Annotated in this window: 26 protein-coding genes; 10 read left to right on the top strand and 16 right to left on the bottom strand. The window is 70.3% G+C overall.

Annotated features, from left to right (window positions below; genetic code table 11):
* Positions 1 to 51: 51 nt before the first annotated feature.
* The 3 genes from HNR73_RS30675 to HNR73_RS30665 form a co-directional block, all read right to left on the bottom strand.
* On the bottom strand, positions 52 to 2,742 hold the full coding sequence (locus HNR73_RS30675) for an NACHT domain-containing protein (protein WP_184791175.1): 2,691 nt from the start codon (positions 2,740 to 2,742) through the stop codon (positions 52 to 54).
* A gap of 69 nt (positions 2,743 to 2,811) precedes the next feature.
* On the bottom strand, positions 2,812 to 3,114 hold the full coding sequence (locus HNR73_RS30670; RefSeq protein ID WP_184791174.1) for a hypothetical protein: 303 nt from the start codon (positions 3,112 to 3,114) through the stop codon (positions 2,812 to 2,814).
* Between the two features lie 117 nt (positions 3,115 to 3,231).
* Positions 3,232 to 3,930, bottom strand: a complete 699-nt coding sequence (locus tag HNR73_RS30665) for an SDR family NAD(P)-dependent oxidoreductase (RefSeq protein WP_184791173.1) — start codon at positions 3,928 to 3,930, stop codon at positions 3,232 to 3,234.
* 206 nt (positions 3,931 to 4,136) lie between these two features.
* On the opposite strand from HNR73_RS30665, the gene HNR73_RS30660 reads away from it, so the two are divergent.
* Positions 4,137 to 4,745 (top strand): hypothetical protein, encoded by a 609-nt coding sequence (locus tag HNR73_RS30660; protein ID WP_184791172.1) that lies wholly within the window; start codon positions 4,137 to 4,139, stop codon positions 4,743 to 4,745.
* Between the two features lie 10 nt (positions 4,746 to 4,755).
* Here the strand turns inward: HNR73_RS30660 and HNR73_RS30655 are convergent, their stop codons facing one another.
* The 4 genes from HNR73_RS30655 to HNR73_RS30640 form a co-directional block, all read right to left on the bottom strand.
* Entirely contained in the window at positions 4,756 to 7,206 is a 2,451-nt protein-coding gene (locus tag HNR73_RS30655; RefSeq protein WP_184791171.1) for a LuxR C-terminal-related transcriptional regulator, read from the bottom strand.
* 147 nt (positions 7,207 to 7,353) lie between these two features.
* Positions 7,354 to 7,539, bottom strand: coding sequence for a DUF397 domain-containing protein (locus HNR73_RS30650; RefSeq protein WP_239121941.1), 186 nt, complete (start codon positions 7,537 to 7,539; stop codon positions 7,354 to 7,356).
* Positions 7,540 to 7,673: 134 nt separating this feature from the next.
* On the bottom strand, positions 7,674 to 8,054 hold the full coding sequence (locus HNR73_RS30645; protein ID WP_184791169.1) for a nuclear transport factor 2 family protein: 381 nt from the start codon (positions 8,052 to 8,054) through the stop codon (positions 7,674 to 7,676).
* Positions 8,055 to 8,146: 92 nt separating this feature from the next.
* Positions 8,147 to 8,764, bottom strand: a complete 618-nt coding sequence (locus HNR73_RS30640) for a maleylpyruvate isomerase family mycothiol-dependent enzyme (protein WP_184791168.1) — start codon at positions 8,762 to 8,764, stop codon at positions 8,147 to 8,149.
* A 172-nt stretch (positions 8,765 to 8,936) separates the two neighbouring features.
* Here HNR73_RS30640 and HNR73_RS30635 point away from each other — a divergent pair, with 172 nt between their 5' ends.
* Positions 8,937 to 9,104, top strand: a complete 168-nt coding sequence (locus HNR73_RS30635) for a hypothetical protein (protein ID WP_184791167.1) — start codon at positions 8,937 to 8,939, stop codon at positions 9,102 to 9,104.
* A 407-nt stretch (positions 9,105 to 9,511) separates the two neighbouring features.
* Here HNR73_RS30635 and HNR73_RS30630 read toward each other — a convergent pair whose 3' ends face one another.
* Positions 9,512 to 10,612, bottom strand: coding sequence for an aminotransferase-like domain-containing protein (locus HNR73_RS30630; protein WP_184791166.1), 1,101 nt, complete (start codon positions 10,610 to 10,612; stop codon positions 9,512 to 9,514).
* A 54-nt stretch (positions 10,613 to 10,666) separates the two neighbouring features.
* On the opposite strand from HNR73_RS30630, the gene HNR73_RS30625 reads away from it, so the two are divergent.
* Both HNR73_RS30625 and HNR73_RS30620 read left to right on the top strand, forming a co-directional pair.
* Complete coding sequence (locus HNR73_RS30625) at positions 10,667 to 11,722, top strand: serine hydrolase domain-containing protein (RefSeq protein ID WP_184791165.1); 1,056 nt, start codon at positions 10,667 to 10,669, stop codon at positions 11,720 to 11,722.
* On the top strand, positions 11,712 to 12,242 hold the full coding sequence (locus HNR73_RS30620; protein WP_184791164.1) for a YbhB/YbcL family Raf kinase inhibitor-like protein: 531 nt from the start codon (positions 11,712 to 11,714) through the stop codon (positions 12,240 to 12,242). Before HNR73_RS30625 ends, HNR73_RS30620 begins: the two co-directional genes overlap by 11 nt.
* A 22-nt stretch (positions 12,243 to 12,264) precedes the next feature.
* Here HNR73_RS30620 and HNR73_RS30615 read toward each other — a convergent pair whose 3' ends face one another.
* Together HNR73_RS30615 and HNR73_RS30610 are read right to left on the bottom strand one after the other, a co-directional pair.
* Complete coding sequence (locus HNR73_RS30615; RefSeq protein ID WP_239121943.1) at positions 12,265 to 12,675, bottom strand: PH domain-containing protein; 411 nt, start codon at positions 12,673 to 12,675, stop codon at positions 12,265 to 12,267.
* A gap of 95 nt (positions 12,676 to 12,770) precedes the next feature.
* Complete coding sequence (locus tag HNR73_RS30610) at positions 12,771 to 13,136, bottom strand: MerR family transcriptional regulator (RefSeq protein ID WP_184791162.1); 366 nt, start codon at positions 13,134 to 13,136, stop codon at positions 12,771 to 12,773.
* Positions 13,137 to 13,198: 62 nt separating this feature from the next.
* Here HNR73_RS30610 and HNR73_RS30605 point away from each other — a divergent pair, with 62 nt between their 5' ends.
* Positions 13,199 to 14,290, top strand: coding sequence for an alkene reductase (locus HNR73_RS30605; protein ID WP_184791161.1), 1,092 nt, complete (start codon positions 13,199 to 13,201; stop codon positions 14,288 to 14,290).
* Here the strand turns inward: HNR73_RS30605 and HNR73_RS30600 are convergent.
* Both HNR73_RS30600 and HNR73_RS30595 read right to left on the bottom strand, forming a co-directional pair.
* A complete protein-coding gene (locus HNR73_RS30600) occupies positions 14,287 to 15,366 on the bottom strand; it encodes an NADH:flavin oxidoreductase/NADH oxidase (protein WP_184791160.1) in 1,080 nt (359 codons plus the stop codon). The genes HNR73_RS30605 and HNR73_RS30600 overlap by 4 nt on opposite strands.
* Positions 15,367 to 15,446: 80 nt before the next feature.
* Positions 15,447 to 16,121 (bottom strand): sensor domain-containing protein, encoded by a 675-nt coding sequence (locus tag HNR73_RS30595; RefSeq protein ID WP_184791159.1) that lies wholly within the window; start codon positions 16,119 to 16,121, stop codon positions 15,447 to 15,449.
* 120 nt (positions 16,122 to 16,241) lie between these two features.
* Here HNR73_RS30595 and HNR73_RS30590 point away from each other — a divergent pair, with 120 nt between their 5' ends.
* Complete coding sequence (locus HNR73_RS30590; protein ID WP_184791158.1) at positions 16,242 to 17,414, top strand: thiolase family protein; 1,173 nt, start codon at positions 16,242 to 16,244, stop codon at positions 17,412 to 17,414.
* Between the two features lie 757 nt (positions 17,415 to 18,171).
* On the opposite strand, the gene HNR73_RS30585 is transcribed toward HNR73_RS30590, so the two are convergent.
* Positions 18,172 to 18,435: a cell division protein CrgA gene (locus HNR73_RS30585; RefSeq protein ID WP_184791157.1), complete on the bottom strand. Its 264-nt coding sequence runs from the start codon at positions 18,433 to 18,435 to the stop codon at positions 18,172 to 18,174.
* 453 nt (positions 18,436 to 18,888) lie between these two features.
* Here HNR73_RS30585 and HNR73_RS30580 point away from each other — a divergent pair, with 453 nt between their 5' ends.
* The 4 genes from HNR73_RS30580 to HNR73_RS30565 are packed head-to-tail and all read left to right on the top strand — an operon-like array spanning position 18,889 to position 21,437.
* A complete protein-coding gene (locus HNR73_RS30580) occupies positions 18,889 to 19,650 on the top strand; it encodes a DUF881 domain-containing protein (RefSeq protein WP_184791156.1) in 762 nt (253 codons plus the stop codon).
* A 28-nt stretch (positions 19,651 to 19,678) separates the two neighbouring features.
* A complete protein-coding gene (locus HNR73_RS30575; RefSeq protein WP_184791155.1) occupies positions 19,679 to 20,554 on the top strand; it encodes a class E sortase in 876 nt (291 codons plus the stop codon).
* On the top strand, positions 20,554 to 20,844 hold the full coding sequence (locus HNR73_RS30570; protein ID WP_184791154.1) for a hypothetical protein: 291 nt from the start codon (positions 20,554 to 20,556) through the stop codon (positions 20,842 to 20,844). The genes HNR73_RS30575 and HNR73_RS30570 overlap by 1 nt, the downstream gene beginning before the upstream one ends.
* 5 nt (positions 20,845 to 20,849) lie before the next feature.
* Positions 20,850 to 21,437 (top strand): anthranilate synthase component II, encoded by a 588-nt coding sequence (locus HNR73_RS30565; RefSeq protein WP_184791153.1) that lies wholly within the window; start codon positions 20,850 to 20,852, stop codon positions 21,435 to 21,437.
* A gap of 29 nt (positions 21,438 to 21,466) precedes the next feature.
* Here the strand turns inward: HNR73_RS30565 and pknB are convergent, their stop codons facing one another.
* Genes pknB through HNR73_RS30550 form a run of 3 tightly spaced genes read right to left on the bottom strand, consistent with a single transcriptional unit; the run spans position 21,467 to position 26,113 of the window.
* Positions 21,467 to 23,206, bottom strand: coding sequence for a Stk1 family PASTA domain-containing Ser/Thr kinase (pknB, locus tag HNR73_RS30560; protein WP_184791152.1), 1,740 nt, complete (start codon positions 23,204 to 23,206; stop codon positions 21,467 to 21,469).
* A 44-nt stretch (positions 23,207 to 23,250) separates the two neighbouring features.
* Positions 23,251 to 24,660, bottom strand: coding sequence for a serine/threonine-protein kinase (locus HNR73_RS30555; protein WP_184791151.1), 1,410 nt, complete (start codon positions 24,658 to 24,660; stop codon positions 23,251 to 23,253).
* A 28-nt stretch (positions 24,661 to 24,688) separates the two neighbouring features.
* Positions 24,689 to 26,113, bottom strand: a complete 1,425-nt coding sequence (locus HNR73_RS30550; protein ID WP_203685761.1) for a peptidoglycan D,D-transpeptidase FtsI family protein — start codon at positions 26,111 to 26,113, stop codon at positions 24,689 to 24,691.
* Between the last annotated feature and the right edge of the window lie 3 nt (positions 26,114 to 26,116).

Below are 26,116 nucleotides of genomic sequence, written 5' to 3'. Positions count from 1 at the left end.
GGGCGGTTCGGGTGGGAGGGGCGGGACGGGAGGCCAGGTGGGTGCGTTGGGTCAACCGATGACGGAGAACTCGTGGCGGGCCCAGCGGAGCAGGAAGTCGAGGATGTCGGGTGGGAGGCAATGGGATGGGAGGGGCAGCTCGGGGTCGCGGCTCCGGCGCATCTCGACGAGGGCGGCGGCGAGGGGGACGGATGAGATGCCCATGTGGTCCAGTGCCGCACGGGAATCGGCGGTTTCCAGGTAGGGCAGGCCCACGACCAGCTGTGCGCCGAGTTCTCCTCCGGCCGCCTCGGGATCGAACTGAGGGAAGGAATCGATGATGTGGTCGGAGCTTTCGTACGACTGCCGCCACTGAGCTCGCGGAAGCCAGGGAGTCGGGGTGTTCATGAGCCGGCTCGGGAGCGCTCGTTCCTCGATCCCCTCTCCGCTTAGCCCACGGTGCTGCGGAGAGCAGAGAACCGATCCGACCGCGGGAAACATGTGGCTGCGGTCGTAGGTGAACCATCGATAGGCGGGAACAGGTCCGTCCTGGAGGCGAAGGGCATCACGTTTCCTGGAGTCGAACGCTTCGTGCTCGCCAAAGGACATGGCCCGATGAACCTCCCATGCCACCTGGAGTACCGTGTTTCCCGCCGTGTTCTCCTCGGCTATTCTAGACTCCAGGTGCCGTCTAATATGTGGGCGATTGTCCTCAAGGCTGTGGTTCAGTAGATACACCAGATGTTGATCTGTTCGCAGCGATGCCGTGAGGTCTTCGGGAGGCCAGAAGCTCACACGCGTGGTCAGCGGCAGGGACAAGACGGATTCAATAGCCAGATCTGCTATCTGCCACAGGGTCTTTGGTGCGAGTACCAGTTCGCCGCTGATACGGCTCAGGAAAGAAACGATCGCGGCTGACGGCGGACCTTCAGTGAGTATCGCGGCGATGAAATCCTCGGCTCCGTCATGGCGGTTCCGTGCCAGCAGCTGGAGCGATAGTTGGGCCACCACCTCCCATTCACTCGTGGCGACGTGTGGTGCCAGGACTTTCCGCAGGCCGGCGGGCTCGGGATGGTGCCTGACCAAGTGCTCGGCGGTGAAGTACTCAAGAAAGGTGCGATGAGCGAAGCCATAGATCGGCTCCGCGGAGGTCGTACCTACCTCCGCCAGGACCCACGCGCGGCCCGCGCAGAAGTCGAGAAAACCCTCCGCGCTGACGTCGGCCTCCTCTTCCCGGAAGCCCTTCCCGACCAGCTGGTCGACGATGATCCTCTTGGCGGCGGTGCGGGTGATCTGGGCGGATCCTCGATCCGTGAACAACCGCCATGCGAGTTCCTGGACGGCGCCCCGGACGTAGCCGTGAAAGCGATGCTCCGGGTCGATGCCCCGCATGCGGTCCCAGCTATCGAACACCAGCAGTGCGCATTTCTCGTAGACCAGGGCTCGATTGCGAGGGATGTACCGTTCGGCCGAATAGGTTGCGCAGAGTAGGGACAACATCAAGGGGTTCGATCGGAGGTCGCGAATGGACTCACTTTCGGCGATGAACGACTTGTGCAGACTCGCGCGGGCCTTGGATTCCATGCTCTCATCGAGGGCGAACCAATTGTTCGTGTACCGGTGGACACGGTCGTCGTCCATGGCCGCGATCTGGACCGACCGGAAGGCCTGCTGGTTCAGGGGCGCTTCCCGGTAGCCGATTTTGCGTGAGGTCACGATGATCGGCACCGTCGGATACATGGTCGCGAAGGACTCGACGAGTCTCGCCAGTCGTGAGCGGAGGGCGATGTCGGTGAGTTCGTCGAGGCCGTCGAGGATCACCACCGCGCGACCGTTGAGCAGCAGGTACTCGACGGCCTCCGGAGCCAGGGCCACGTTGTAGGGTTCCGCCGCGGTACGGCTGAGGTGTTCGGCCAGGCGGATCTTCTCCGTTCGGAGTACCTCCGATAGTTCTCTGAGCACGACGCGGAACGGAACCCGTTGGTCATCGGGTGTCGTGGCGATGTCGTGAGCGAGTTTCTCGGTGAGCGTTGACTTGCCGGCGCCGGGATCACCGAGGATGACGGTCCGGGTCCCAGGCACGGACAGGCCGTCGATGTCGACGAAGTCGTGGTCTGACGACAGGATCGGGTCGACGTACAGCTGACCCCAGGGCACCGCCCTGTTCACCCCCGTGTGAGGCAGGCGAATCTCGGCGTGCGCGAGCGCCACCTGCCGGCGCAGCGCCCGCGCCACTCGCTGGACGTCCGCGAGCGTGCCGATCGTGCCGAGAAGCTCGCCGTTGCGAACGGCCGCCGCCGCCATGTGCGCGATCACCGGCCACTTCGGAGTCGAGACGCTCTCGTCGTTCACCGCCGAGATCACGGCGACGTCGAGTGCGTCGAAGACGAGGTCGCGCAGGCGGTAGAGCAGATCCTCCTTCACGTCCAGCTCGCGTTTGAGTCCGTGCCAGAGTTCGATCTTGACGAGTTCGGTGAACTCGCCGCGCGTCTTGTCGGTCTGGGTCTCGGCGACGGCCAGCTGGAGCGCCAGCTGCTCGAAGTCGGGAGTCGCGATGAAGGCGGCGAGCCTCGCCTGGCGGTCGCCGTCGAGTTCGGCCAAGGTCGCCTCGCCGATGGCGAGTGGGGTCAGCGCGCGGGTGTGCTCGCGGATGTCGCGGCGTTTCCGGGCGACCCGCGCCTTCGGCGTGATCCAGCCGATCGCCTTCCCCGCCGCTCGCAGGATCCCCGTCTCGATACCAGGTAACGCCATCTCGTCCCCCAACGCTCGTGGCGGCATCGTACGGTTCGCGGCGGCTTGATCGCATCCGCCGCGGACCGGGGTCTCGGTGTCCTAACGTCGGCCGGGTGGGTCGTCGATGCCCATGCGTTTGCGGGCGTTGCGGATCTCGTCGACGAGGCGGCCGAACATCCAGCGCGTCTGGGCCAGCGCCGTGGCGGCGACGACCGCGGTCAGGTGGGAGACCTGGGCGCCTTCCTCATCGGTCGCGGTGACCTCCAGGGCGTAGCGGCGGCCGCCTTCGAGGGTCGTCGCGGTGAGGTCGAAGACCCTGTCCCCGGAGGTGACCTGGCGGTGGAAGTCGGGGGCGTAGAGGTCGGCGACGTGGGTGCCGTTGGTGAAGGTCGCGGTGGTCATGGCTGCTTCTCCTGCTCGCTCGTGTGGGCTTTGAGTCAAGAAAAGCAGGGGCGAAGCGGAACGAAAAGGGCGAGCCGTGCGAGCCTGTGGATAACTCCCCGGTTGTGGATAACTCGCTCATAGCTGTTCGAAGTGGAACTCTCGGATGAAGCAGTCGCGGGGCTGACCGACGGCGAACAGCACGCAGTCGACGACGGACTCGGCCGTGAGCTGGCCGCCCGTGACGCGTGGGCCTTCCTGCACGAGGTCGGGCGGGTAGAGGGCGATGACGCGCACGCCTTCGCCTCGGAGGCGCGCCGAGAGGATCTCGCTCAAGCCGGACTGGGCGTGCTTGGCGGCGTAGAAGGCGGGATGCGCGCCCGATCGGTGCTGCCCGGGTTCTCCTGCCGCCGACACGATGGTGACGACGTCAGGCCGTGGCGACGCGCGTAGAAGCGGGAGCAGATGCCTCGTGAGCAGCAGGGTGCCCGTGGTGCCGGCGGTGATGGTCGCGGTGATCTCGGCGTCGGTGGCGTCGTCGAGTTCGCCGTGCAGGTAGGGAGCACCGTTGTTGACGAGGACGTCGACGTGGGAAACCCGCTCGCCGACGGCGGCGGCGAAGGCGCGGACGGAGTCGGGATCGGCGAGATCGCAGGTGAAGGCGGTCGCCTTGCCGTGACCGCGTGAGCGCGCGGCTTCGGCGGTCGCCTCGGCGGCGGCCAGGTCGCGGGCCGCGACGAGCACGTCGGCGCCGCGCTCGGCGAAACTCAGCGCGAGGCGGCGGCCCAGGTCGCGTCCGGCACCGGTGACGGCGACGGTGGTTCCGTGGAGCGTCATGCCCCCGATGGAACCACTTCAAGCCCGCTTGAGGTCAACCCCGGCCACGCGCCATGTCGGAGGCGGTTTCCCGCCTGCGGTGGTCACCGCCGGGCGGCCCGGCCCGCCGATGATGAGATCCACTGATCTATCGACGCGCCCGGCCCGGCCGTTAGCGTCCTCCCCTGACGGGTCCGTCCACTGAGGACCCGAGGGAAGGAGACGTCATGTCGTTACGCCCCGAACGCCGCGGCGGACCGCGCAGGCTCGGCATCCTGACACTCGTCGCGGCCTTGACCGTCGCGCTCGTGACCGTGGTCGGCGCGCCCGCCGCGTCGGCCGCGTGCACCCCCAACCCGGCGCTGGCCGACTACTACTACAACGGTGGCGGCGGCTGGTGGTACGGCTTCAAGTACATCAGCCAGGACGAGCACTTCATCAAGTCCTTCGGTGAGTCCTACGTCAACAACACGCCCAACCCCATCGGCTACCACTACGAGGAATCGAGCACCACGACGAAGGTCTGGACCACGACCGGCACGGTCAGTGAGTCACTCAAGCGCACCTTCGTCACCGGGCTGGAGTTCCAGAGCAGTGTCAGCCTGACCAGGGGATACTCCTACACGGTCGCGGAGACGAGCAAGCGCACCTTCGACACCGCGATCTCCCCGCAGACGATCCTGTACTTCGACTTCGGGAACCTCGGTTACGCGATCCGGTACGTCTTCCGGGTCTTCTACATGAGCAACTGCGCGGTCCAGGGCGAGACCGGCGTGGAGACCATGATCGTGCCCAGCAACGACAAGCGCTGGATCTTCACCGCCGTGCCCGTTTAGGGCGGCACGTTCACCCGCGGCCTGTGTCCTCACCGAGCAGGCCGCGCAACTGCGCCCGGCTGTTGATGCCCAGCTTCGCGTACACCCTCGCGAGCGTGTTGTTCACGGTGGCCACGGCGATCTTGAGGCGTGTCGCCACCTCCTTGCTCGGATATCGCGCCGCCAGAAGCGCCACTTCCCGTTCCCGGACGGACAGGGCGGCGCCCAGATCCGGCATCGTGATCAGCGGTGTCCGCACCTCCGGGCAGTGGCGACGCAACTCGGCCGAACGTGCCGCGGCGAGCGCGGCCAAGCCGTGGTGCCCGGTGCGACGGTGGGCGTCGACGGCGGTGACGGCGAGTTCGGCGGCGTGGGTCCACAGCCCGAGTCGCGCGAAGGCTTCGGCGGCGTCGGCGAGTCGTCGGCCGTGGCCTTCGGCGATGGCGCGCATGGCCGTCCCGACGGCCTCCGGTCCGTGCGGCGCCTGCTCGGGTTTCCCGCCTAGGCGGAGTACGTCGTAGGCGGCGAGCGCCGCGACGCCGGGCATACCGGCGGCACGGGCCAGTTCGGCCGCTCGGCGGGCGTGCGCGACCGCGCCGCGCATGTCGCGGTCGGCGTGGGAAACCCACGCGCGCCAGCCGGCGATCCACGGTGCGAACACCTCGTTGGCGCGGTCGCCGAGGGCGTCCGCTCGCTCCATGAGGGCCTTCGCGCGGGGGCCGTCGCCGCGCAGCGCGAAGACCCAGGCGTGGGCGGCGAGGCAGCAACGCAGCAGCCGGAAGGTGTCGGCGGCGGTGAACCCGGTGACCGCCTCGCTCAGCAGCCGGTCACCCAAGGCGAGGTCGCCGCGGGTGGTCGCGGCGATGCCGCCGTACAGGGCCCAGCCGCAGACCATCATCGGGACGCCCTGCTCGCTCGCGCGGGCGTACCCATCGGCGGCGATCGCGGCCGCCGTGCCGGCCTCCCCGCGGGCCAGAGCGCCGAGGCAGGCACCGATTCCGACCTGGAACCAGGCCCAGGGCAGTGTCGCCGCGTGCCGGGCGACGAGTCGCTCGCCGCGAGCGCGGATCGCGTCGGCCTGTTCGGGGTTTCCCAGGAACGCCAGCGACGCGGTTCCCGCCGCGGCGGCCCAGGCGGCGGCCCGGGGCTCGGCGTCGTCGTGGGCGAGGACGCGCCGGGCGGCGTCGGCGGCGGCTTCGCAACGTCCGGCGAAGAAGTACATGAACGCGCGCTGCGCTTCGGCGGTCGGATGGCCTCCGGCGGCGTCGAGGGCCTGGTCGGCTCCGGCGAGGTCGCCGCCGGCCCAGTACAGGCGTTCCGACCGGGCGATCGCCCAGTCGAGGAGCTCGGCGGGCTGGGCCGGGGGTTCGTCGACGAGCAGTCCGGCGGCCTCGTCGCCGCGCCCCTGGTACTCCAGGATCTCGGCGAGCAGCCGGTCGGCCGTGGCGCCCGGGACGGTGTCGCGGTAGGCGCGCGCGAGGCGTTCGGCCAGGGGCAGTCCGGCTCGGCCGATGGCTTCGCGGGCGCCGTCGCGGACGAGTCCGGGCCGCACGATCCGGCCGCCCTCCAACTGCCACAGCGCGGCGAGGAGCGTGTCGCCGTGGCGCCGCATCGGGGTGGCGAGGAGTTGCCCGGCGAGGGCCCGGTGCAGTTCGCGGAAGCGGGCGACGGCCATGCGCGACCGCAGCACCTCACCGAACAGCGGGTGGTCCAGCCTGGCGTGCAGGCGGGAATCGCTGCGTTCGCACACGACGAGGCCGCTGTCCTCGGCGGCGGCGACCGCCTTCGGGCCGGCCAGGCGCTCCAGGAAGGCCAGTGGGACGGGTTCGCCGCAGGCGACGAGTTCGACGACGCGGCGGGTGGCGGTGTCGAGTCCGTCGAGGCGCGCGGCGACGAGTTCGGTGAGGCCGCCGGGGACCGCGCCGTGCAGGAGTTCGCGCAGCGCGAGGGGGTTTCCCCACGCGCCTTTGCGGAGCCGGCGGTGGCTCGCGCGGTCGATGGAGCCGCCCGTGTCGTGGGCGATGAGCCGGTCGATGGCGGCGTCGGAGAGGGCGGGCAGGTCGATGACCGGCGCTTCGTCGTCCTTGAACAGCCGGGCGAGACAGTCGGCGAGCGGTTCGCCGGAGCGGAGGGTGAACAGGGCGAACGCGGCACCGGACGCGACGACACCGGCGATGACGGCGCTGGAGGCGTCGTCGAGAAGGTTGGCGTCGTCGACCACGAGCACGGACTTCTCGCGGCCCGCCCACGCGGGTTCCGGCGGGAGCGTGGCGACGGCCGCGAGGGGGATCGCGCGGGCGGCCCGGGTGCCGCAGACCCATGCGTGGTGGCGGTCCAGGGCGTCCACCGCCTCGCGGGCGAGCCGGGTCTTGCCGAAACCGGCGGGCGCGCGGAGCAGTAACGCGGGGACGTCCGGGTCGGCGAAGGTGGCCCTGATCGTGGCGAGTTCGTGTCGCCGTCCTTCGAAAGGCCAGCTCCGCATAGGGGAGACCTCCTGCGCATCCGGGTGGGCCGACCCGGTCAGGCCACTGGGCCGACTGTCCACAGTAGCCGGATGCGGCGGCGTGAAGTGTCGGATCGGAGACGCGCGAGCCCCGGCCCGGGAAACCCGGACCGGGGCTCGCGCGTGTTACTTCGCGAAGGTGGCCAGGAAACCCCGCCACTCGTCTGGTGTGACGGTGAGGTGCCCGGCGGCACGGTCCTTCGTGTCGCGGATGCCGATTCCCGTGGGGAGTCCGGCGATCTCCACGCAGTTACCTGTCTGTCCACTCTTGGTAGACGTGCGCCACTCGGCGTAGCCTTTGAGTTTCTCCACCATTGGCTCCTCTCGGCCCAGCCCGTATTCCGCGACGGGCTGGGCCAACTTCTCGGTTTCTCAAGGCACTGGTAAAGATCGTTTGAAGAGCCGAGTCGGTTGCCTCGCGCGCGAAATCGCGTCAGGCCGACGGTTCACGCCACCTCGGGGGTGCCCTGGGCGGCGAGGAGGCGCCAGTTGCCGCCGTCCTTGACGAAGACGTGCGTGTAGCGGCTGGCGGCGGTGACTTCCTCGCCCTGGAAGCGCATGGTCATGCGGGTACGGCCGGTGATGACGCTGAGGCCGGGGCGCTCGCGCACGGCGACGTCGGTGGCGTCGCGGTCCACCTTCAGGAATTCGAGGTCGCCACCGCCGACGAGTCCCAGGAACGCGTCGCGGGGGACAAGCTGGCCGGCCATGACGTCGACGAGGGAGAAGTCGTCGGCGAGGAGGGCGTCGAGGGCGCGGCCGTCGGCGGTGAGCAGGGCGGTGAAGAAGGCGTCGTCGGCGGCGAGCGCGGTTGCGGTGGTCGTCATGGTGGTGCCCCTGTCGTCGTGGGTCCCGGGTGGCCGAAGCCGTTGCGAGGCTACGTGATCAAGGGCGTCGTGGTGGGGGAGTCGGACGTGGATCACCGGCGGATTCGGGCGGCGAGGACGGTGACGCCGTCGCCGGTGAGTTCGTCGAGGGCGCGGTGGCGGCCGGCGGTGGCCATGAGGACGGCTTCGCCGGTGCCGCGGAGTTCGGGGCCGTCGCCGTGGGTCCAGTCGATGTCCTCGGCGACGAGGCGGAGGCCGCGGATGCGGCGGGGTGCGTCGATCGCGTAGGCGAGGGGGAGGAAGCCGAGGGCGTGCCGGAGGCGTTCGGGCGGTATTTCGCGGGGGAGGCCGAGGGGTCGGCGGATGTCCTGGTGGTGGACGGTGCAGTCGAGGAGGGCGATGCGGCCGCCGAAGGCGGCGGTGATGCCGCGCGGGGTGAGGTGGCGGCGGAGGGCGTCGAGGAGTTCGGCGGGTTCGCGTGGGGTGGCCAGGGTCGCGGCGTTGGCGCGGTCGAGGCTGAAACCGGCCTTGGCCATGCGGGTCAGCGCGCCGAGGAGGCCGATCTCGTCGTAGCCGATGACGTGGGCGACGACGTCGCGGACACGCCAGCCGTCGCAGAGGGTCGGGGCGTCCCACTGCGCGGGGGTGAGGGTGGAGAGGAGGTCGGCGAGGTCGCTGCGTTCTTGGCGGGCCGCGGCTTTGGGGGTCATGGTGGCCTCTCTGCCGAGATGGATGCCTGTGGGGGCAGGCTATCGCCGAGCGGTGGTTCAGGTTCGGTTCAAGGCGATGGCGGGAGGGTGCGGCCAGCGTCGCCGGAATGCGTGAGGGACGCGGGTCGGTGCCAGGGGGTCCGGCGGTGCCCGGGGGAGTGTGGTGGAACGGGTGACGGCGCCTGCGGACCAGTTGAGCCCGTTCCGCCAGGAAGCCGTCGGCAAGGTCGCCGATCAGCGGGAGTTGCCCGGCGTGCTGCGCGCGAAGGCCGGGTGGACGGCGCGGGTGGACAAGCTCGGGCGGCTTCGTCGGGGGCTCGGGAGTGCCGAGACGGAGTGAGTGGACTGCTCCGGCTCAGGCCGCGGTCGCCGGGATGTGCATTACGAACTTCGAGAGCCTCCGCGAGACGCGGCGTGGAGACACGGTCTCCCCCGCCGGGAGCGAAGCGACCCGCAATTAGAGTGGCGCCGGGTGGAAATCGGAACGCCGCGGGGGGAGTCGGCGAGCCTGTCCACCCGGCGCCACATGGGGGGGCGGGGGGTTGGTCTTTGGATGGACGCTCACGGGTTGGCGCGTTGCGTGCCATCGCAAGCGATTGTTAACCGCCGCACCTCGGGTTCGGAATGGCTTTTCCCTGGCGGACAACCGCCATGGCGCATATACGACAGGCGATCTGTACGGCGTGCTCAGTGCGTGTGTACTAACCGTTAGCGCGGGTGGTACTTTCGACCGTCCATTACGGACAGTCACCGCACGGCGTGGACCGCTTCGGCGAGGCGTTTGACCCCTTCGTCGATGTCCTCGGTCTTAACGGCGGAGTAGGCCAAGCGCAGGGAGCCTTCGCCGCCTTCGATGAGGAAGTCGGTGCCCTTCACGACGGCGACGTGGCGGGCGGCCGCGGCGTGCAGGAGCTCGTCGACGTCGATGTCGGCGCCGAGCTCGACCCACAGGAAGTACCCGCCGTCGGGGACGGTGAACTTCGCGTCGGGCAGGTGCTTGCGGAGGGCGGCGGCGAGGGCGTCGGCGCGTTCGTTGAGCGCGAAGCGCACGGTCTTCACCGACTGGTCGAGGGCGCCGCTCGTGGCGAACCGGTGCACGATCGCCTGCGCGACCATGTTGGGCGCGATGTAGGTGTTCGTCGCGGCCTTGCAGATCTGCGCGATCAGGCCGGCGGGCCCGACGAGGTAACCGACGCGCACGCCGGGGCAGATCGTCTTGCTGAACGACGACGCGTACACGACGTTGCCCTTGCCGCCGTCCATGTCGAGCATCCGCGGCAGGGTCTCCCCGCGGAAGCGGACGTCGTGGTACGGGTCGTCTTCGAAGATGACGAACCCGTACTCCTCGGCGAGGGCGAGCAGTTCCTGCCGTTTCGGCATGGACAGGGTCACACCGGCCGGGTTCTGGAAGTTGGGGATGATGTGGGCCAGCGCGGGCCGCACGCCCGACTCCAGCAGCGCCCGCAGTTCGGCGACGTCGAGGCCGTCGTCGTCGAGCGTTACCGGGTGCAGGTCCCCGCGCCTGGCGCGCAGGCCGAGGAGGGTCCGGTCGTAGGTGGGACGCTCCACGATGACGGGAGTGTCCTCCTTGACGAGCTGGTCGAAGAGGAACGCGTCGGCCTGCATGGACCCGTTGGTGACCATGACCTGGTCGACGTGCACCCCGTGCTTCTTGGCGATCCATTCGCGCAGCGGGACGTAGCCCACCGACGTGCCGTAGCCGGTGACCCCGCCGGGGTCGGCGTCGAAGGCCTTGACCGCGGCGGATTTGAGCCCTTCGATGTCGACGATGTCGAGGGAGGGCGCGCCCCGCGCGAAGGAGATGGTTTTGGTGTCGGCAACTGACATGGTCCGAATCGTACGGCCATCGCCGCAGGCCATCACCGGTCGTACGCTGTTCAGGTGAGCGAGGATGCGAAGGAACTTCAGCAGGTCATCGACGCCGCCGTCCCCGACGTGACCCCCGCGGCGGTGGCCGTCGTCTCCATCGACGGCCGGGTGGTTTCCCAGGCGGTGGGAGGGGAACTCGCCCGTTTCGCCGATACGCGGGAAACCCTCCTGCCGGAGCGTGCTCCGGCAGGCGTCGATACGGTCTTCGACCTGGCGTCGCTGACGAAGTTGTACGTCACCGTCGTCGCGCTGTCTCTCGTGGACGAGGGCGCGCTGGCGCTGGACGAGCCGGTCGAGCGGTGGCTGCCCGAGTACGGTGACAGCGCGTGGGTGACGCTGCGGCAGCTGCTGACGCACACGTCGGGCCTTCCCGACGTCTACACGCCCCGTGGGGTCGATGACGCGTCGCGCTGGCGGTCGATCATGTCGGTGATGCTCCTCGACGCCCCGGGCACCGTCCACCGCTACTCGTGCGTGGGTTTCCAGGTCGCGGGGAAGGTCGTGGAGTCGGCGGGAGGCGCGGGGCTCGGCGAGCTGCTGCGCAAGCGCATCGCCGAACCGCTGGGCCTGACCGCGACGGGTTTCCTGCCCGACGACGCCTCGCGTTGCGCGGCCACGGAGATCGACGACCGCGGCACGGTGCGGGGGGTCGTCCACGACGAGGCCTCGTACGCGCTCGGCGGTGTCGCGGGAAACGCGGGCGTCTTCGGCACGGCTCCCGAGGTCCTGCGCTTCGCGGAGGCGCTGCGGACGGGCGAGCTGCTGTCCCCGGCCTCCGCGGAGCTGATGCGCACGCCCCAGACCGACATCCCCGTCGACAGCGGATGGCGGCAGGCGCTCGGCGCCCGCATCGGCGACCCGGCCATCTGCGGGCCGTTGACCGACGGCTACGGCCACACGGGTTTCACAGGCACCTCCCTGCTGATCGACGATTCGCGGAACGCCTCGGCGGTACTCCTCACAAACCGGGTCCATCCGTCACGTACCCGGTCAACCGTGAACCCGGTACGGTGTGCGGTGGCCCAAGTCACCGATTCGATCTGGAGGACTCAGCGCCATGGCGCTTAAACGCACCCGCGCACCCTGGCCGTACGACTTCCTGCCGGCGGTCGGCGAGTTCAGCGTCGCCTCTCCGGACGTCCGCGACGGGGAACTCCTCGCCGACGACTTCGTCCACGGCGGCGGCAACGTCTCGCCCGAGCTGTCCTGGAAGGGTTTCCCGCCGGAGACCAAGGGTTTCGCGGTGACCTGCTACGACCCCGACGCGCCCACCGCGTCGGGCTGGTGGCACTGGATCGTCCTCGGCCTGCCCGCCGGGGTCACCTCGCTGTCCCGTGACGCCGGACGCGCCGACGGGAAAGGTCTGCCCGAGGGCGCGTTCCACGTCCGCAACGACTACGGCACCGCCGACTACGGCGGCGCGGCCCCGCCTCCCGGGGACCACCCGCACCGGTACCTGTTCGCCGTGCACGCGCTCGACACCGACGCGCTGGGCGTCGGCGCCGACGTCACGCCCGCCGTCGCCGGTTTCAACCTGACGGCCCACACGATCGCCCGCGCGGTGATCACCCCGGTGTTCCAGCTCTAGCCGATCCGGCCGCGCCGGGGTGTCACTCCCCGGCGCGTGCCGCCTTGAGTTCGTCGGCGACGTCGGCCGGTTCGGCGCCGATCTCGTAGCGGCTGAAGAAGTAGATGGTCTCGCCGACGTCGATCTCCAGGAGCGTGGAGCGGCCGGCGAGGCGGCGGCGGGAGTCGACGCGGATCCGCTCGATCTGGCCCCACAGGATGCGCCGCTGCCCGAAGAACCCGCGCCGGATGAGGATGCCTTCGGCGTCGACGGCGAGGGTGACGGGCGAGAGCAGGTCGCGGACGGCGTAGGCGCCGACGATCAGCGCGGCGAGCGCGGCCACGATGAGCCGGCTGGGGTCGTGGGAGAACCAGAGCGCCACCAGCGCGAACGCCGCCGTGCCCGCGAGCTTGACGGCGATGATGGGCCGCGGGACCCGCCAGGCGCGAAACATGTTCTCCACGAGGGTCAAGTGTGCCGTACGCAGGGCATTGGCGGTGGGGGAGGCGGGTGCGGAGTGACGTGTGGGGTGTGGGCGTGGGCACCCTGTCAGGCGAGGCCGGTTCCGGCGGTGGCGATGACGGCGTCGAGGACGTCGCGGGAGCGCTCCAGTTCGCCGATCAGGCGGTCGATGCGGGCGCGTTCGAGGCGCAGGTCGGCGGCGAGGGCGGGGGTCGCGATCGAGGAGGGCCCGCCGTCGACGTCGCGCATGCAGGGCAGGATCTGGAAGATCTTCCTGCTGTTGAGGCCTGCGGCGTAGAGCTCCTGGATGCGGATGACGCGGTCGACGGCCGGGTCGGCGTACTCGCGGTGGCCGCCGGGGGTGCGGTCTGCGATGAGCAGGCCTTGCGTCTCGTAGTAGCGCAGGGAGCGTTCGCTGACGCCGGTCCGGGTGGCGAGTTCGCCGATCCGCATGACGCACCTCACAGTCTCCGGGCTTGAACGTGACACGGGTGTCAGGTTTTACGGTACCTGTCATGACGAACGGAGCGCTCTTCACTCCCGCCCGGCTCGGCCGCCTGGACCTCCCCAACCGCCTCGTGATGGCGCCCATGACGCGGACCCGCGCGGGTGAGGACGGCGTGCCCACCGAGCTGATGGCCGCCTACTACGCCCAGCGCGCGAGCGCCGGGCTGATCATCGCCGAGGCGACGACGCCCAGCGCCGTCGGCCGCACCTACCCGAACATCCCCGCGATCTACGCGCCCGAGCACGTCGAGGGGTGGCGGGCGGTGACCTCGGCGGTCGCCGACGCGGGCGGGCGGATGTTCCTCCAGCTTCAGCACGGCGGGCGCATCGGGCACCCCGACAACAGCGGGCACCACCCGGTGGCGCCCTCGCCCGTCGCCATCGGGGAGACCATCCACACGGCCTCCGGACACAGCCCCTCCGTGGTGCCGCGCGAGATGACGCTCGACGACATCCGGTCGACTGTCGCCGACTTGGCCGCCGCAGCGCGCAACGCCGTCGACGCGGGCTGCGCCGGCGTCGAGGTGCACGCGGGAAACGGGTACCTGCTGCACCAGTTCCTCGCGGCGAACACCAACCACCGGACCGACGCCTACGGCGGCACGGTCGCCAAGCGCGTCCGCTTCGTGGTGGAGGTCGTCACGGCCGTCGCCGAGGCCATCGGCGCCGACCGCGTGGGCGTGCGGGTCGCGCCCGGGGTGACCGCCCAGGACATGCGGGAAGGGGACACCGGCGAGATCTATCGCGTGCTCGTCGGCGAGCTGGCGGGGAGAGGACTGGCGTACCTGCACGTCGTGTTCGCCGATCCCGACTCGGCGGTGTTCCGTGCGATCCGTGCCGGATGGGACGGGGCGATCATCGCCAACCCGGACCTGGGCTGGGGCGGGCCGTTGCCCGAGGACGGCGGGCGGGACGCCGGGGAGCGGTTGCTGGCGGCGGGCGCGGATCTGGTGTCGCTGGGGCGGGCGTTCCTGGCGAACCCGGACCTGGTGGAGCGGATGCGGGTGGGGGCGGGGTTGAACGAGGTGAGGGGGGCGCACCTGATGTACACGGGTGGGGCGGAGGGGTATACGGACTATCCGGGGCTGGTGGGGGTCTAAACCGCCCGCAGATACTGCTCCGGGATCCTGACCTCCGCGCCCAGTTCCCTCGCCGCCGCGCGGACCCAGTTGGGGTCGCGGAGCAGCGCGCGTCCCAGGAACACCGCGTCGGCCTCGCCGCTCGCGACGATCGTGTCGGCCTGGGCGGCGTCGGTGATCAGGCCGACCGCGCCCGTCGCGAGGCCGCTCTCGCGGCGGACGCGTCCGGCGAAGGGGACCTGGTAGCCGGGTTCGGCGGGGATGTGCACGCCCGTGACGTTGCCGCCGCTGGAGGCGTCGAGCAGGTCGACGCCGTGCGCCTTCAGCTCGGCGGCCAGGGCGACGGTGTCGTCGGGGGTCCAGCCGCCTTCGGGGAGCCAGTCGGTGGCCGAGGCGCGGAAGAACACCGGCAGCTCGTCCGGCCACTCGCCGCGCACGGCGTCGACGACGTCCAGGGCGAAGCGGACGCGGTTGGCGAAGGAGCCGCCGTAGGCGTCGGTGCGGTGGTTGGCCTGCGGCGACAGGAACGAACTGATCAGGTATCCGTGGGCGCCGTGGACCTCGACGACCTGGAAACCCGCGTCGCGGGCGCGGCGGGTCGCGGCGGCGAAGTCGGCGACGATCCCGGCGATGTCGGCGGTGCTCAGCTCGTGCGGGACGGGGTACCCGTCGGCGAAGGGAACGGGACTGGGCCCGACGGGCCGCCAGCCGCCGTCGGCGATCGCGACCGGCCCGCCGCCTTTCCAGGGCCGCTCGGTCGACGCCTTGCGCCCGGCGTGCGCGAGCTGGATGCCGGGCACGGTCCCCTGCGAACGCAGGAACGCCGTGACGCGCGCGAATGCCTCCGTCTGCCGTTCGTTCCACAGACCCAGGTCGTAGGGACTGATCCGGCCCTCGGGGCTGACCGCGGTCGCCTCGGTGAGGATCAGCCCGGTCCCGCCGACGGCCCGCGCGCCCAGGTGGGCGAGATGCCAGTCGAGGGGAGCGCCGGTGTCGGGACCGTCGGGGAGCGCGGAGTACTGGCACATCGGCGCCATCCACGCGCGGTTCGGCACGGTCAGGGAACGCAGGGTGAACGGTTCGAACAGCGAGGTCACGGCCGCAACGGTAGCGCTCGCGCGCGAGGGCCGGGCGGTTAACACCGCCCGGCCCTCGTCTCCCGCGCCCCCGCGGGTGGTCAGTTCGCGAGCACCTCGGCGAGGTGGTCGACGCGCTGGGCCAGGCGCGGCCGCCGGTCGCCGAGGAGGGCCTGGGCGAGGTGCGTGTGGGCCTTCATCAGCAGTGGCGCGGTGATCCACCAGATCGCCAGGTAGGTGACGCCGGCCGGGATGCCGAAGGCCAGCGCGGAGGAGCTGTCGTGGACGTTCATGAAGCCGGGGATGCCCAGCGCGTTGAACTCGGCGCCGTCGGGCAGCCAGCCCCACCACAGTCCGAGGCTCAGCGCGCCGATCCCGGCGGCGAAGATCGCCACGATCGTCGACAGGATCGCCACGCCCACGGTCGCGTTGATCAGCAGCCAGGCCTGGTCGCGCCAGGTCTGCGGGTCGGACAGCAGGGCGAAGAAGCGCCGGAAGTGGCCCTCGGGCAGCTCGCGGTAGGGGCGGGAGATGCGGACCCCGAAGCGGGTGCCGAACCACAGGCGGTGCAGGTCGGCGAGGTGGCGGGTGAAGTAGATCAGCGCCATCGAGAGCGGGAAACCGATCCACAGCGTCGTCAGGCTCAGCCCGGTGACCACGGCGGAGAAGACGGCGGTGCCGAAGACGGCGATGGGCAGGAGGAAGACGGAGGTGGCGAGGATGTCGAGCCGACCGCCCGGGCGGGCGAACCGGCTTGCTGCGGTGGGGTTCGTCATGCCCTTCATGTTTCCCTCGTGAGGCTTCGGGCACAGTGGGCCTAGATCTACCCCTAGGGGTTCGCAGCACCCCTATTCAGGGTGGTGACAGTTCTTGTTACCGACGAGTAGGCTCGGGGTATGCGTGATGCGGTAATCGTGGGAGCGGTACGAACCCCTGTCGGACGTCGCAACGGCGGCCTGTCCGGCGTCCATCCGGCCGACCTCGCCGCCGAGGCCCTCGCCGCGCTCGTGACGCGCGCCGGCCTCGACCCGGCGCTCGTCGACGACGTCATCATGGGCTGCGTGTCGCAGGTCGGCGAACAGTCCTGGAACATCGCCCGCAACGCCGTACTGGCCGCGGGCTGGCCCGAGCACGTCCCGGGCACGAGCATCGACCGGCAGTGCGGGTCCAGCCAGCAGGCCCTGCACTTCGCGGCCGCGACCGTGATCTCCGGACAGGCCGACGTGATCGTCGCCGCCGGAGTCGAAGGCATGAGCCGCGTGCCGATGGGCTCCTCGGTGAGCCAGGGCGTCGGCGCGCCCTACGGCGAGAAGGTGCGCGTGCGCTACGCCGACGTCGAAGGCGTCGCCGTCGACCAGCCCATCCCGTTCAACCAGGGCGTCGGCGCCGAAATGCTCGCCGCACGATGGGGCCTCGACCGCACGACCCTCGACACCTTCGCGCTGGAAAGCCACGCGCGGGCCGCCGCGGCCGCCGACCGAGGCGACTTCGACGCCGAGATCGTCCCCGTCGCGGGCGTCAAGGCCGACGAGGGCATCCGCCGCGACTCGACCGTCGAGAAACTCGCCGGACTCAAGACGCCCTTCAAAGCCGACGGCGTGATCAGCGCCGGCAACGCCTCGCAGATCTCCGACGGCGCCGCCGCGCTGCTCGTGACGACCTCCGAGAAGGCCGCCGAACTGGGCCTGACGCCCTGGGCGCGAGTGCACACCGCCGTCGTCGTCGGATCCGACCCGGTCGTCATGCTCGACGGGCCCATCCCCGCCACCCGGAAACTCCTCGCCCGCGCCGGACTCACCATCGGCGACATCGGCGCCTACGAGGTCAACGAGGCCTTCGCGCCCGTCCCGCTCGGCTGGCTCAAGGAAACCGGCGCCGACCCCGCCCGGATGAACCCCAACGGCGGCGCCATTGCACTCGGACACCCCCTCGGCGCGTCCGGCGCGCGGCTCACCACGACACTGCTGCACCACATGCGCGCCAACGGCATCCGGTACGGCCTCCAGACCATGTGCGAAGGCGGCGGCATGGCCAACGCGACCATCTTCGAGAACCTCGGACCTGCCTGAGCGTCGCCGAGTGACGAGAACGCCCCGTACGCGACGCGTACGGGGCGTTCTCCGCGTCCCGGCGAGGTCACGAGGGCGGAACAGTGCACGGGGGCGCGCGGTGCTTACAAGCTTGTAGTTTTATCAACAGGGTTATCCACAGGCTGTGGACAAGCTCTGCTGGTTTGGGCGGCGCTCTGCTGGTTTGGGCGGCGCGAACGAAACCGCCTGAGAGGTAGGGGATCGGGCTGCGGCCCGCCGCCGGTGCCGGGTTCCCGGCGGGGTGCTTCGGCGACGGTGGGTCCCGGTGTGGGTGAGCTGCGAAGCGGGGTCGCGGGGTGGGGGCGGCGGGGCGGCGTGGGGCGTGGGGCGTGGGGCGTGGGCAGCGTGCGGCGGCGGACGGCCGCGCGAAAAACGCGTTCCCCCGCTCGCCCTAAAGGGGCCCCAAAAATCACGATACGGGCGAGGTGTGACAAAACCGGAGACGCGAGGAATGCTCGTGAAGGCCGGTGGATGCCGTTCCGGCCGGCAACGAACCGAAGACCGGAGACCCGCGCGAATGCCGGTGGATGCCGTTCCGGCCGGCAACGAACCGAAGACCGGAGACCCGCACGGATGCCGGTAGGTGCCGTTCCGGCCTGCGGCGAACGAAAACCGGAGACCCGCACGAATGCCGGTAGGTGCCGATCCGGCCTGCACGAACGAAAACCGGAGACGCGAATAACCCTCGCGTCCCCACCTCGGCCCGGTCAACCTGCGCCGGTGAAGCGCGGCGGGACTACCGCCAGCGCGACAGTACGAGCAGGCTCGCGACGAGCGCGCCGAAACCGACCCCGATGTTCCAGTAACCCCACGAGGCCACCGGGAACTGCTGCCGGGAAAGGTAGAAGGTGACCAGCCACGCGATGCCCACCACGATCAGCACGACTGCCAGGATCGGCACCCACGTGGGACTCGGCTGCTTGGTGGACTCGGCCGCCGTGGGGCGCATGTCCGCCGGGGTCGTGTAGACCTTCTTCTTACGTACGCGCGACTTAGGCACTTGGTATCTCCTCGCTGACCTTCGCAGGCCAGCTTAACCGGGACTGAGAGGGTTGTGGGGTGGCCGGCAGCCCGGCTTTTCCCACAGCTTAGCGGGCGGGGGTGTCGCGGCGGGGTAACGATGTGGGGGGTTGGGGGGTTTTCGGGCGGCGACGGGCGGGCCGTCGGGTTTCCCGGACCGCCTTTCCGTGAACGCCGGATTCGTCACAACGCCGACGCACGGGCCGACCGACGCGCCCGGCGGCCACGACGGCCGTAATGTGCGCTTCCGCCCCCTCCGGTCCGCCCCCGCCGAACTCCACGCCCCCACCGCGCAACCACCCACCCCCTCCTGCTCGTTAGCCTGGTAACCGAGGGATTGGCGAGGGTTGATGTGAGCGAGTACTCCGGTGGGTCCCGGCGGCTTGGCCGCCGGCTTGGCTGGGTCGCGACCTTGCGGTTGGCGGCGCGGCGGATGCGGCGTGCCCTGCGCCCGCACCGGCGCGAACGCAGACGCCGCGGCTGGGGCCTCGCCGTCCCCGCCGTCATGCTCGCCGCCGGCCTCCTCTTCAGCGCGACCGCGACCGCCGCGCGCGGCACCGACCTTCGCGTCGACGACAGCGTCCAGCTGCGCGAGCTCATCGCCCAGCGCGCCGACGAGATCGCCCGCGAGGACGAGATCGCCCGCGAACTCCGCGACGAGAACGAGTCCCTCACCGACGGCCTCGCCGGCGGCGACGACGAGATCGCCGCCGAACGCGACCGCGCCGAGGCCGAGGCCGCCGCGGCCGGCACGACCGCCGTGCACGGCCCGGCCCTCATCGTGAGCCTCGACGACGCTCCCAGGCGCGGCGACGGCGTCCTCCCGCCCGGCGCGAACGTCGACGACGTCGTCGTCCACCAGCAGGACGTCCAGGCCGTGGTGAACGCCCTGTGGGCGGGCGGAGCCGAAGCGATGACCATTATGGACATCCGAGTGATCTCGACGAGCGCGGTACGCTGCGTGGGTAACACCTTGCTGCTGCACGGCCAGGTCTACTCGCCGCCGTTCGTCATCGCCGCCATCGGCCCCGCCGACCGCATGCTCCAGGCGCTCGACACCTCTCCCGGCGTCGCCGCCTACCGCCAGGCCGCCGTCGACTTCGGCCTCGGCTACGACGTCCGGCAGGAACCCGACCGGGTCATGCCGGCCTATGACGGCTCGCACGAGCTGACCAACGCCGAGCCGGTGCGATGACCCGGCCGACGACCACGAGGGGGCACACGTGACGACCTACGGGCAGGGCGCCGACCGGGGCCGCGCCCGCGTGGCGAAACCCGCGCGAAGAGGCGCCGCCGACCTCATCCCGGTCGGCGACGAGACCGCGCTCCTCCCGCAGATCTCCGACGAGGAGCCCCCGCCGCCCGACCCGCCCGGGAAGAAGAAGCGCCGGGCCGTGCGCCGCCACCGCGACGCCGGAGCCGGTCCCGGGGGCGGCCGCAAGACCTTCGGCGACTGGGTCCGCACGATCGTGCGCGGCTTCGGCGAACTGTTCATCACCCTCGGCGTGGTCATCCTGCTCTTCGCGGCCTACGAGATCTGGGGCAAGACCGCCGAGATCAACGCCCACCAGGACGACCTGAGCACGCAGCTGGAACAGACCTGGGAGCACAACCCGGAAGCCGAGCCGCTGCCCGGCGACGCCATGGCGCGCCTGTACATCCCCAAGATCAAGGACAAACCCTGGACGATCGTCGAGGGCACCAACTGGGACGACATCAAGGACGCCCCCGGGCATTACAGCAAGACCCAGGACCCGGGCGAGAAGGGTAACTTCGCCGTCGCCGGCCACAACGTTCCGGCCATCTTCCGCTCGCTGTACGACCTCGAAGAGGGCGACAAGATGGTCGTCGAGACCGGCGAGAGCTTCTACGTCTACGAGGTAACCAAGACCGACATCGTCGACCCCTACGCCGTCGAGGTCATCGCGCCCGTGCCGGGCAAGATCGACTCGAAGAAGAAGGACGCCAAGGCCGCCATGATGACCTTGACGACCTGCTACCCCTGGTACGACAACACCAGCCGGTGGATCGTGTACGGGAAACTCGTCGACACGCTGCCCCGCAGCGAGGGCATTCCGCCCGTGGCAACGGAGAAGTGATGTACGGCTGGATCTGGCGCAAGCTCCCCTTCGGGGTCCCCGGCAAGGTCACCGGGATGCTCGTCCTCCTCGGCGGGATCGGCGCGCTGCTGTGGTTCTTCGCGTTCCCGCGCCTCGAACCGCTGCTGCCCTTCGACGACTCCCAGATCGAGGAGGCCCCCTCGCAGGAGGAGATCGACCCCGACAACCAGATCCCCGACGAGGAGCCCTCCGACCCGCCGCCGCCCGCGAACGACGAGGGTGACGGCGGGGGCGGCCAGGACGACGACGCCCTCCTCCCCGGCGGCTGACGGACGTGACGCGCGTCCTCGTCGTCGACAACCGCGACTCCTTCGTCTACACCATCGTCGACTACCTGCGCTCCCTCGGCGCCGACTGCGACGTCCGCCGCGCCGAGACCGTGCACGCCTCCGACGTGCGGGTTTCCCGCGCCGACGGGGTGCTGCTGTCGCCCGGCCCGGGCCGTCCCGGTGAGGCGCGGGCGTGCCGCGAGATCGTCGCCGAGCACGCCGGGAACGTCCCGATCCTCGGCGTCTGCCTCGGCCACCAGGTCATCGCCGAGGCCTACGGCGCCCGCGTCGTGCGCGCCGAGGCGCCCGTCCACGGTGAGACCGCGACCCTCGTCCACGACGGCACCGGCGTCTTCACCGGCCTGCCCGGCCCGTTCACCGTCACCCGCTACCACTCGCTGACCGTCGACCCGGCCTCGGTCGCCGCGCCCCTCGTCGTCACCGCCCGCACCGACGACGGTGTCGTCATGGGCCTGCGGCACACCAAGCTGGACGTCGAAGGCGTCCAGTTCCACCCCGAGGCCGTGCTCGGCGAGCACGGACACAGGATGTTCGGCAACTGGCTGGAACGGCTGGGAAACCCCCGGACGTGAAACGGGCGACCCGAAGGCCGCCCGTCCACTCATTCGCGTCTGAACGCTAACTCGCCGCCCGGGTCCTCCGGGTCGCCGGAGGCGCTCGACGAGCTGCCGGTGTCCTCCGACTGGATCGTCACGTCGATCGTGGCGGTCTTGTCGACCTTCGAACCCGGTTCCGGGCTCTGCGCGATGATCGAACCCGGGGAGAAGCCCGGCGTCGAGCCGTCGCTCGGGTTGAACTCGCCGCTCCAGCCGAGGCCGTTGAGCTTCTGCCGCGCCTGATCGATCGAGGTCATCTCGACCAGCTCCGGCATGATGAACTGGTTGCCGCGCGAGACGGTGAGCTTGACGGTCCCGCCGGCCTCGATCTTCTTGCCCTCCTCGGGCTCGACCGACAAGACCGTGTTGGCGGCCTCGACGCCGTCGACCTCGGTCCACTCGTACTTGAGGCCGGCCGCGGTGAGCTCGGCCTGCACCTCGTTGAGAGGCAGGCCCACCAGGTCCTTGGGCACGGTCGTCATGTCCGGGCCACCGCCGATAGACAGCTTCACCTCGGACCCCTGGTCGACCTTGCCGCTCGACGGGTCCTGGGCGACGACCTTGTCCTTCTGGTCCTTCTCGGAGGCGACGGTCGTCGTGGTGACCTTGAACTTCAAGGCCTGCAGCTCGGTGGTCGCGTCCTCGACGGACTTGCCGATCACGCTGGGCACCGCCACCTGATCGGGGCCGCGGTTCTGCAGATAGAGCCCGAGACCCAGCGCCAGGGCCGCCGCGACACCGAAGGCCACGAGGGTCCAGGCGAGCGCGTTCGACTTCTTCTTCCGGGGCGCCACGGCGGCGGCGGGGGCCACGCGGGTCCCCTCCGAGGGGAGCGGGGCCGCGCCGATGATGGCGGTGCGGTCGGCGTCGGTCATCACCGGCGGTGCCAGCACCGGGCGGCCGGCGGCGGCGCGCTGAAGGTCGGCGCGCATCTCCCCGGCGCTCTGGTAGCGGTTCGCCGGGTTCTTCGCCAGGGCCTTCATGATGATCGCGTCGACGGCCGGGGGCACGTCCGGGTTGTGCTCGCTGGCCAGCCGCGGCTGCTCCCGCACGTGCTGGTAGGCGACCGACACCGGGTTGTCGCCGGTGAACGGCGGGTTTCCCGTCAGCAGCTCGTAGAGGACGCAGCCGGTGGCGTACACGTCGGAGCGGGCGTCGACGGTCTCACCGCGCGCCTGCTCCGGCGAGAGGTACTGGGCGGTGCCGATGACCGCCGAGGTCTGCGTCATCGTCATCTGGTTGGAGGCCATGGCCCGGGCGATGCCGAAGTCCATGACCTTGACCTCGCCGGTCGGCGTGATCATGACGTTGCCGGGCTTGATGTCGCGGTGGATGATCTGGTGCTTGTGGCTGAAATCGAGGGCCGCGCAGATGTCGGCGGTGATCTCGCAGGCCTCGCGGGGCGCGACGGGCCCCTCGGCGACGATCAGCTCCTTGAGGGTGCGTCCCGGGACGTACTCCATGACGATGTAGGGGACGGCCGCCGGTGCGCCCGGTTCGCGCTGCTCACCGGTGTCGTAGACGGCCACGATCGACGGGTGGTTGAGGGACGCGGCGTTCTGGGCCTCCCGCCGGAACCGCATCTGGAAGGTCGAGTCCCGCGCGAGGTCGGTGCGCAGCATCTTGATCGCCACGTCCCTGCCGAGACGGGTGTCGAGTCCACGGTGAACCTCGGCCATACCCCCGTAGCCGAGGATCTCGCCGACTTCATACCTGCCGCCGAGTAGGCGGCCCTGCGCCGTCATGTCGTTGAAATCCTTGCCTGTCCGTGGCGTGGGCGGGTGCTTGCCTAGTTCTTGCAGAGCGGACCGAGGATGCAGCTCGGGTTGACCGTCGGGTCGTCACTTCCGCCGCCGGGGTTTCCCGAGTCGCCCGGGTTCGGGTTCGACGGGCGCTGGAGGCTCAGGGTCACCTTGATCACCGTCGCCTTGGGGATGTTCTCCCCCGACGGGTTGATCTCGGAGACCCAGTTCCCGCGTCCGAGGAACTGGACCTGCGTGAAGCCTGCCGCTTGCAGTGCCGCATCCGCATCCTGCCTGCTCATGCCGATAAACGTGTTGCGGTCGATGGCCGCGGTGTCCCCATTGTCCACTGCGGAATCACTCGCCGTGGGCTGTCCGCCATCCCCGCCGCCGGGGTCCCCGTCGCCGTTGTTGGCCAGGGCGATGAAGAGCCCGCCGACGATGAGCACCAGCGCGAGTGCGCCCGCGCCGAGCATCGCGTACAAACCAACACGTTTCGGCGGTGCCTTAGGTGGCAGTTGCATGCCGACCTTCGTGGCGTCGTCGTCGAGTCCACGCCCGGGAGGCGGGGTCGCGGCGGCGGTGAAACCGGATGTTCCGGGACTTACCGGTACGGGGGAGGTCGCCTGGTCGCCGGCGGCGGCGCGCGCGGCGTTGGCGAAGTCGAGGGCGGTCGGGAAACGCTGACCGGGGTCCTTCGACATGGCCCGCTGGATCACCGAGAGGACCGCCGGGGGCGTGTCGGGCGGCAGCGGCGGAGGCGTGTCGCGCGCGTGGCGCATGGCCAGTTCGAGGGGGTTGTCGCTGTCCCACGGGCGGCGGCCCTGGAGGCACTGGTAGGCGACGACGCCCAGCGAGTACTGGTCGGACTGGGGCGTGGCGGGCAGGCCGTTGGCCTGCTCGGGCGAGATGTAGGCGGCGGTGCCGAGGACCGAACCGGCCATGGTCAGGTTCGTCGACTGGGCGCTGCGGGCGATGCCGAAGTCGGCCAGCAGGACCGTCCCGTTGGGTTTGACCATGAGGTTGCCGGGCTTGACGTCGCGGTGGATGATCCCCGCGCGGTGGGCCTCGTCGAGGGCGTCGGCGGCCTGCGCCATGAGCACCATCGTCTGCGCGGGGCTCAGGCGGCCCTGGGTCTGGAGGACCTTCGAGAGCGCCTCGCCCTCGATGAACTCCATGACCAGGTAGGCGGCCTTGCCGCCGCCGTCGAGGTCGGACTCGCCGTAGTCGTAGACGCGGACGATGTTGTGGTGGGAGAGGGTGGCCACGACGCGTGCCTCGGCGCGGAAGCGTTCGGCGAAGCCCGGGTCCTCCATGAGGGAGGGCAGCAGGATCTTCACCGCGACCGTGCGGCCGAGGACGGAGTCGGTGGCCTTCCACACGTCGCCCATACCGCCCGACGCGATTCGGGAATCGAGGCGATAGCGGCCGCCGAGCATGGTGCCCGGACTCAACATCTGGTCCTCCCCAGGGGTGTTCTGTTCGTCATTTGCCGAGTGCGGCCCTGATGACCGACCCGGCGATGCTCGTGGCCTCGCCACTGCCGCCGTCGCCGGCGGAGTCGAGGAAGACCGCGACCGCGATGGCGGGTTTCCCGTCGTCGCCCATCGCGTACCCAGTGAACCACCCGTGCTCGGGCACGCCGTCGCCGTGCTCGGCGGTACCGGTCTTGCCGCCGACGACGACGCCGTCGACCTTGGCGTTGCCGCCGGTGCCGTTGTTGACGACGCCGACCATCATCTCCTGGAGCTGGGCGGCGATCTCGGGATCGACCGAGTCGCCGAGCTTCTCCGAGGTGGTGCGCTCAAGGGTGGTCTGGTCGGGAGCCTGTAGCTCCTTGACCAGGTGCGGCGCCATGCGCGTACCGCCGTTGGCGATCGCCGCCGAGAGCATCGCCATCTGGAAGGGCGTGGCCGCGACCTCGTTCTGGCCGATGCACGACTGGGCGAGCGTGGCCTTGTCACCGAGGGTGCCGGTCGTGCTCGCGACGACGTCGAGGGGCGTGGAGTAGCCCTCCTCGAAGCCGAACTTCGCGGCCGTCTCGGCGATCTTCTCCGGCCCGATCTCCTCCACGCACAGGCGCGAGAAGGTCGTGTTGCAGGAGAGCGCGAGGGCCTCCTTGAGCGGCATCTGCGCATTGGGGCACTGGTTGTTGCTGTTGGTGATGTCGTGCGTGGTGTCCGGCGGCGAGTAGGAGTTGCCCGCCGGGACCATCGTGTCGGGTGTGTAGCCCATTTCCAGCAGCGCCGCCGAGACGATGACCTTGAAGGTCGAGCCGGGCGGGTAGCGGTCGGAGGCGCTCCGGTCCAGCATCGGACGGTCGCCGTCGCCGTTGAGCGACTTCCACGCCTCCGCCTCGGCGTTCGTGTCGTGGTCGGCGAGCAGGTTCGGGTCATAGGAGGGTGACGTGAACTGGCCGAGGATCGCCCCGGTCTTCGGGTCGATCGCGACGGCGGCGCCGACAGAATTGCCGATTCCCTTGGCCATCGCCTCCTGGACCTTCGGGTTCACGCTCAGGATCACGTTCCCGCCGGCCGGTTCACGGCCGGTGAAGGTGTCGGTGATCCGGTCGACGAAGAGACGGTCGTCGGAGCCCGACAGGACCTCGTTCTCCGCGCCCTCGATGCCCGAGGAACCGTGGACGAGCGACTTGTACCCCGTCAGGTTCGCGTACAGCGGGCCGTCGGGGTACTCGCGCTGGTACTTCAGTTCGCCGTCGGTCGCCACGCTCGTGGCGATCGGTTCGCTGCCGGCGAGGATCGCGCCCCGCTGGCGGCTGTACTCCTCCAGCTGGACGCGCGTGTTGCGCGGGTGGTTGGCGTAGAAGTCGCTCTGGAAGAACTGGACCCAGGTCAGGTTGCCGATCAGCAGCGCGAAAAGCGCGATCGAGACCATCGCGACACGTCGCATGGG

Source organism: Phytomonospora endophytica, assembly GCF_014202425.1.
Taxonomy (GTDB): Bacteria; Actinomycetota; Actinomycetes; order Mycobacteriales; family Micromonosporaceae; genus Phytomonospora; species Phytomonospora endophytica.
This window is presented reverse-complemented; position numbering and strand designations above follow the sequence as displayed.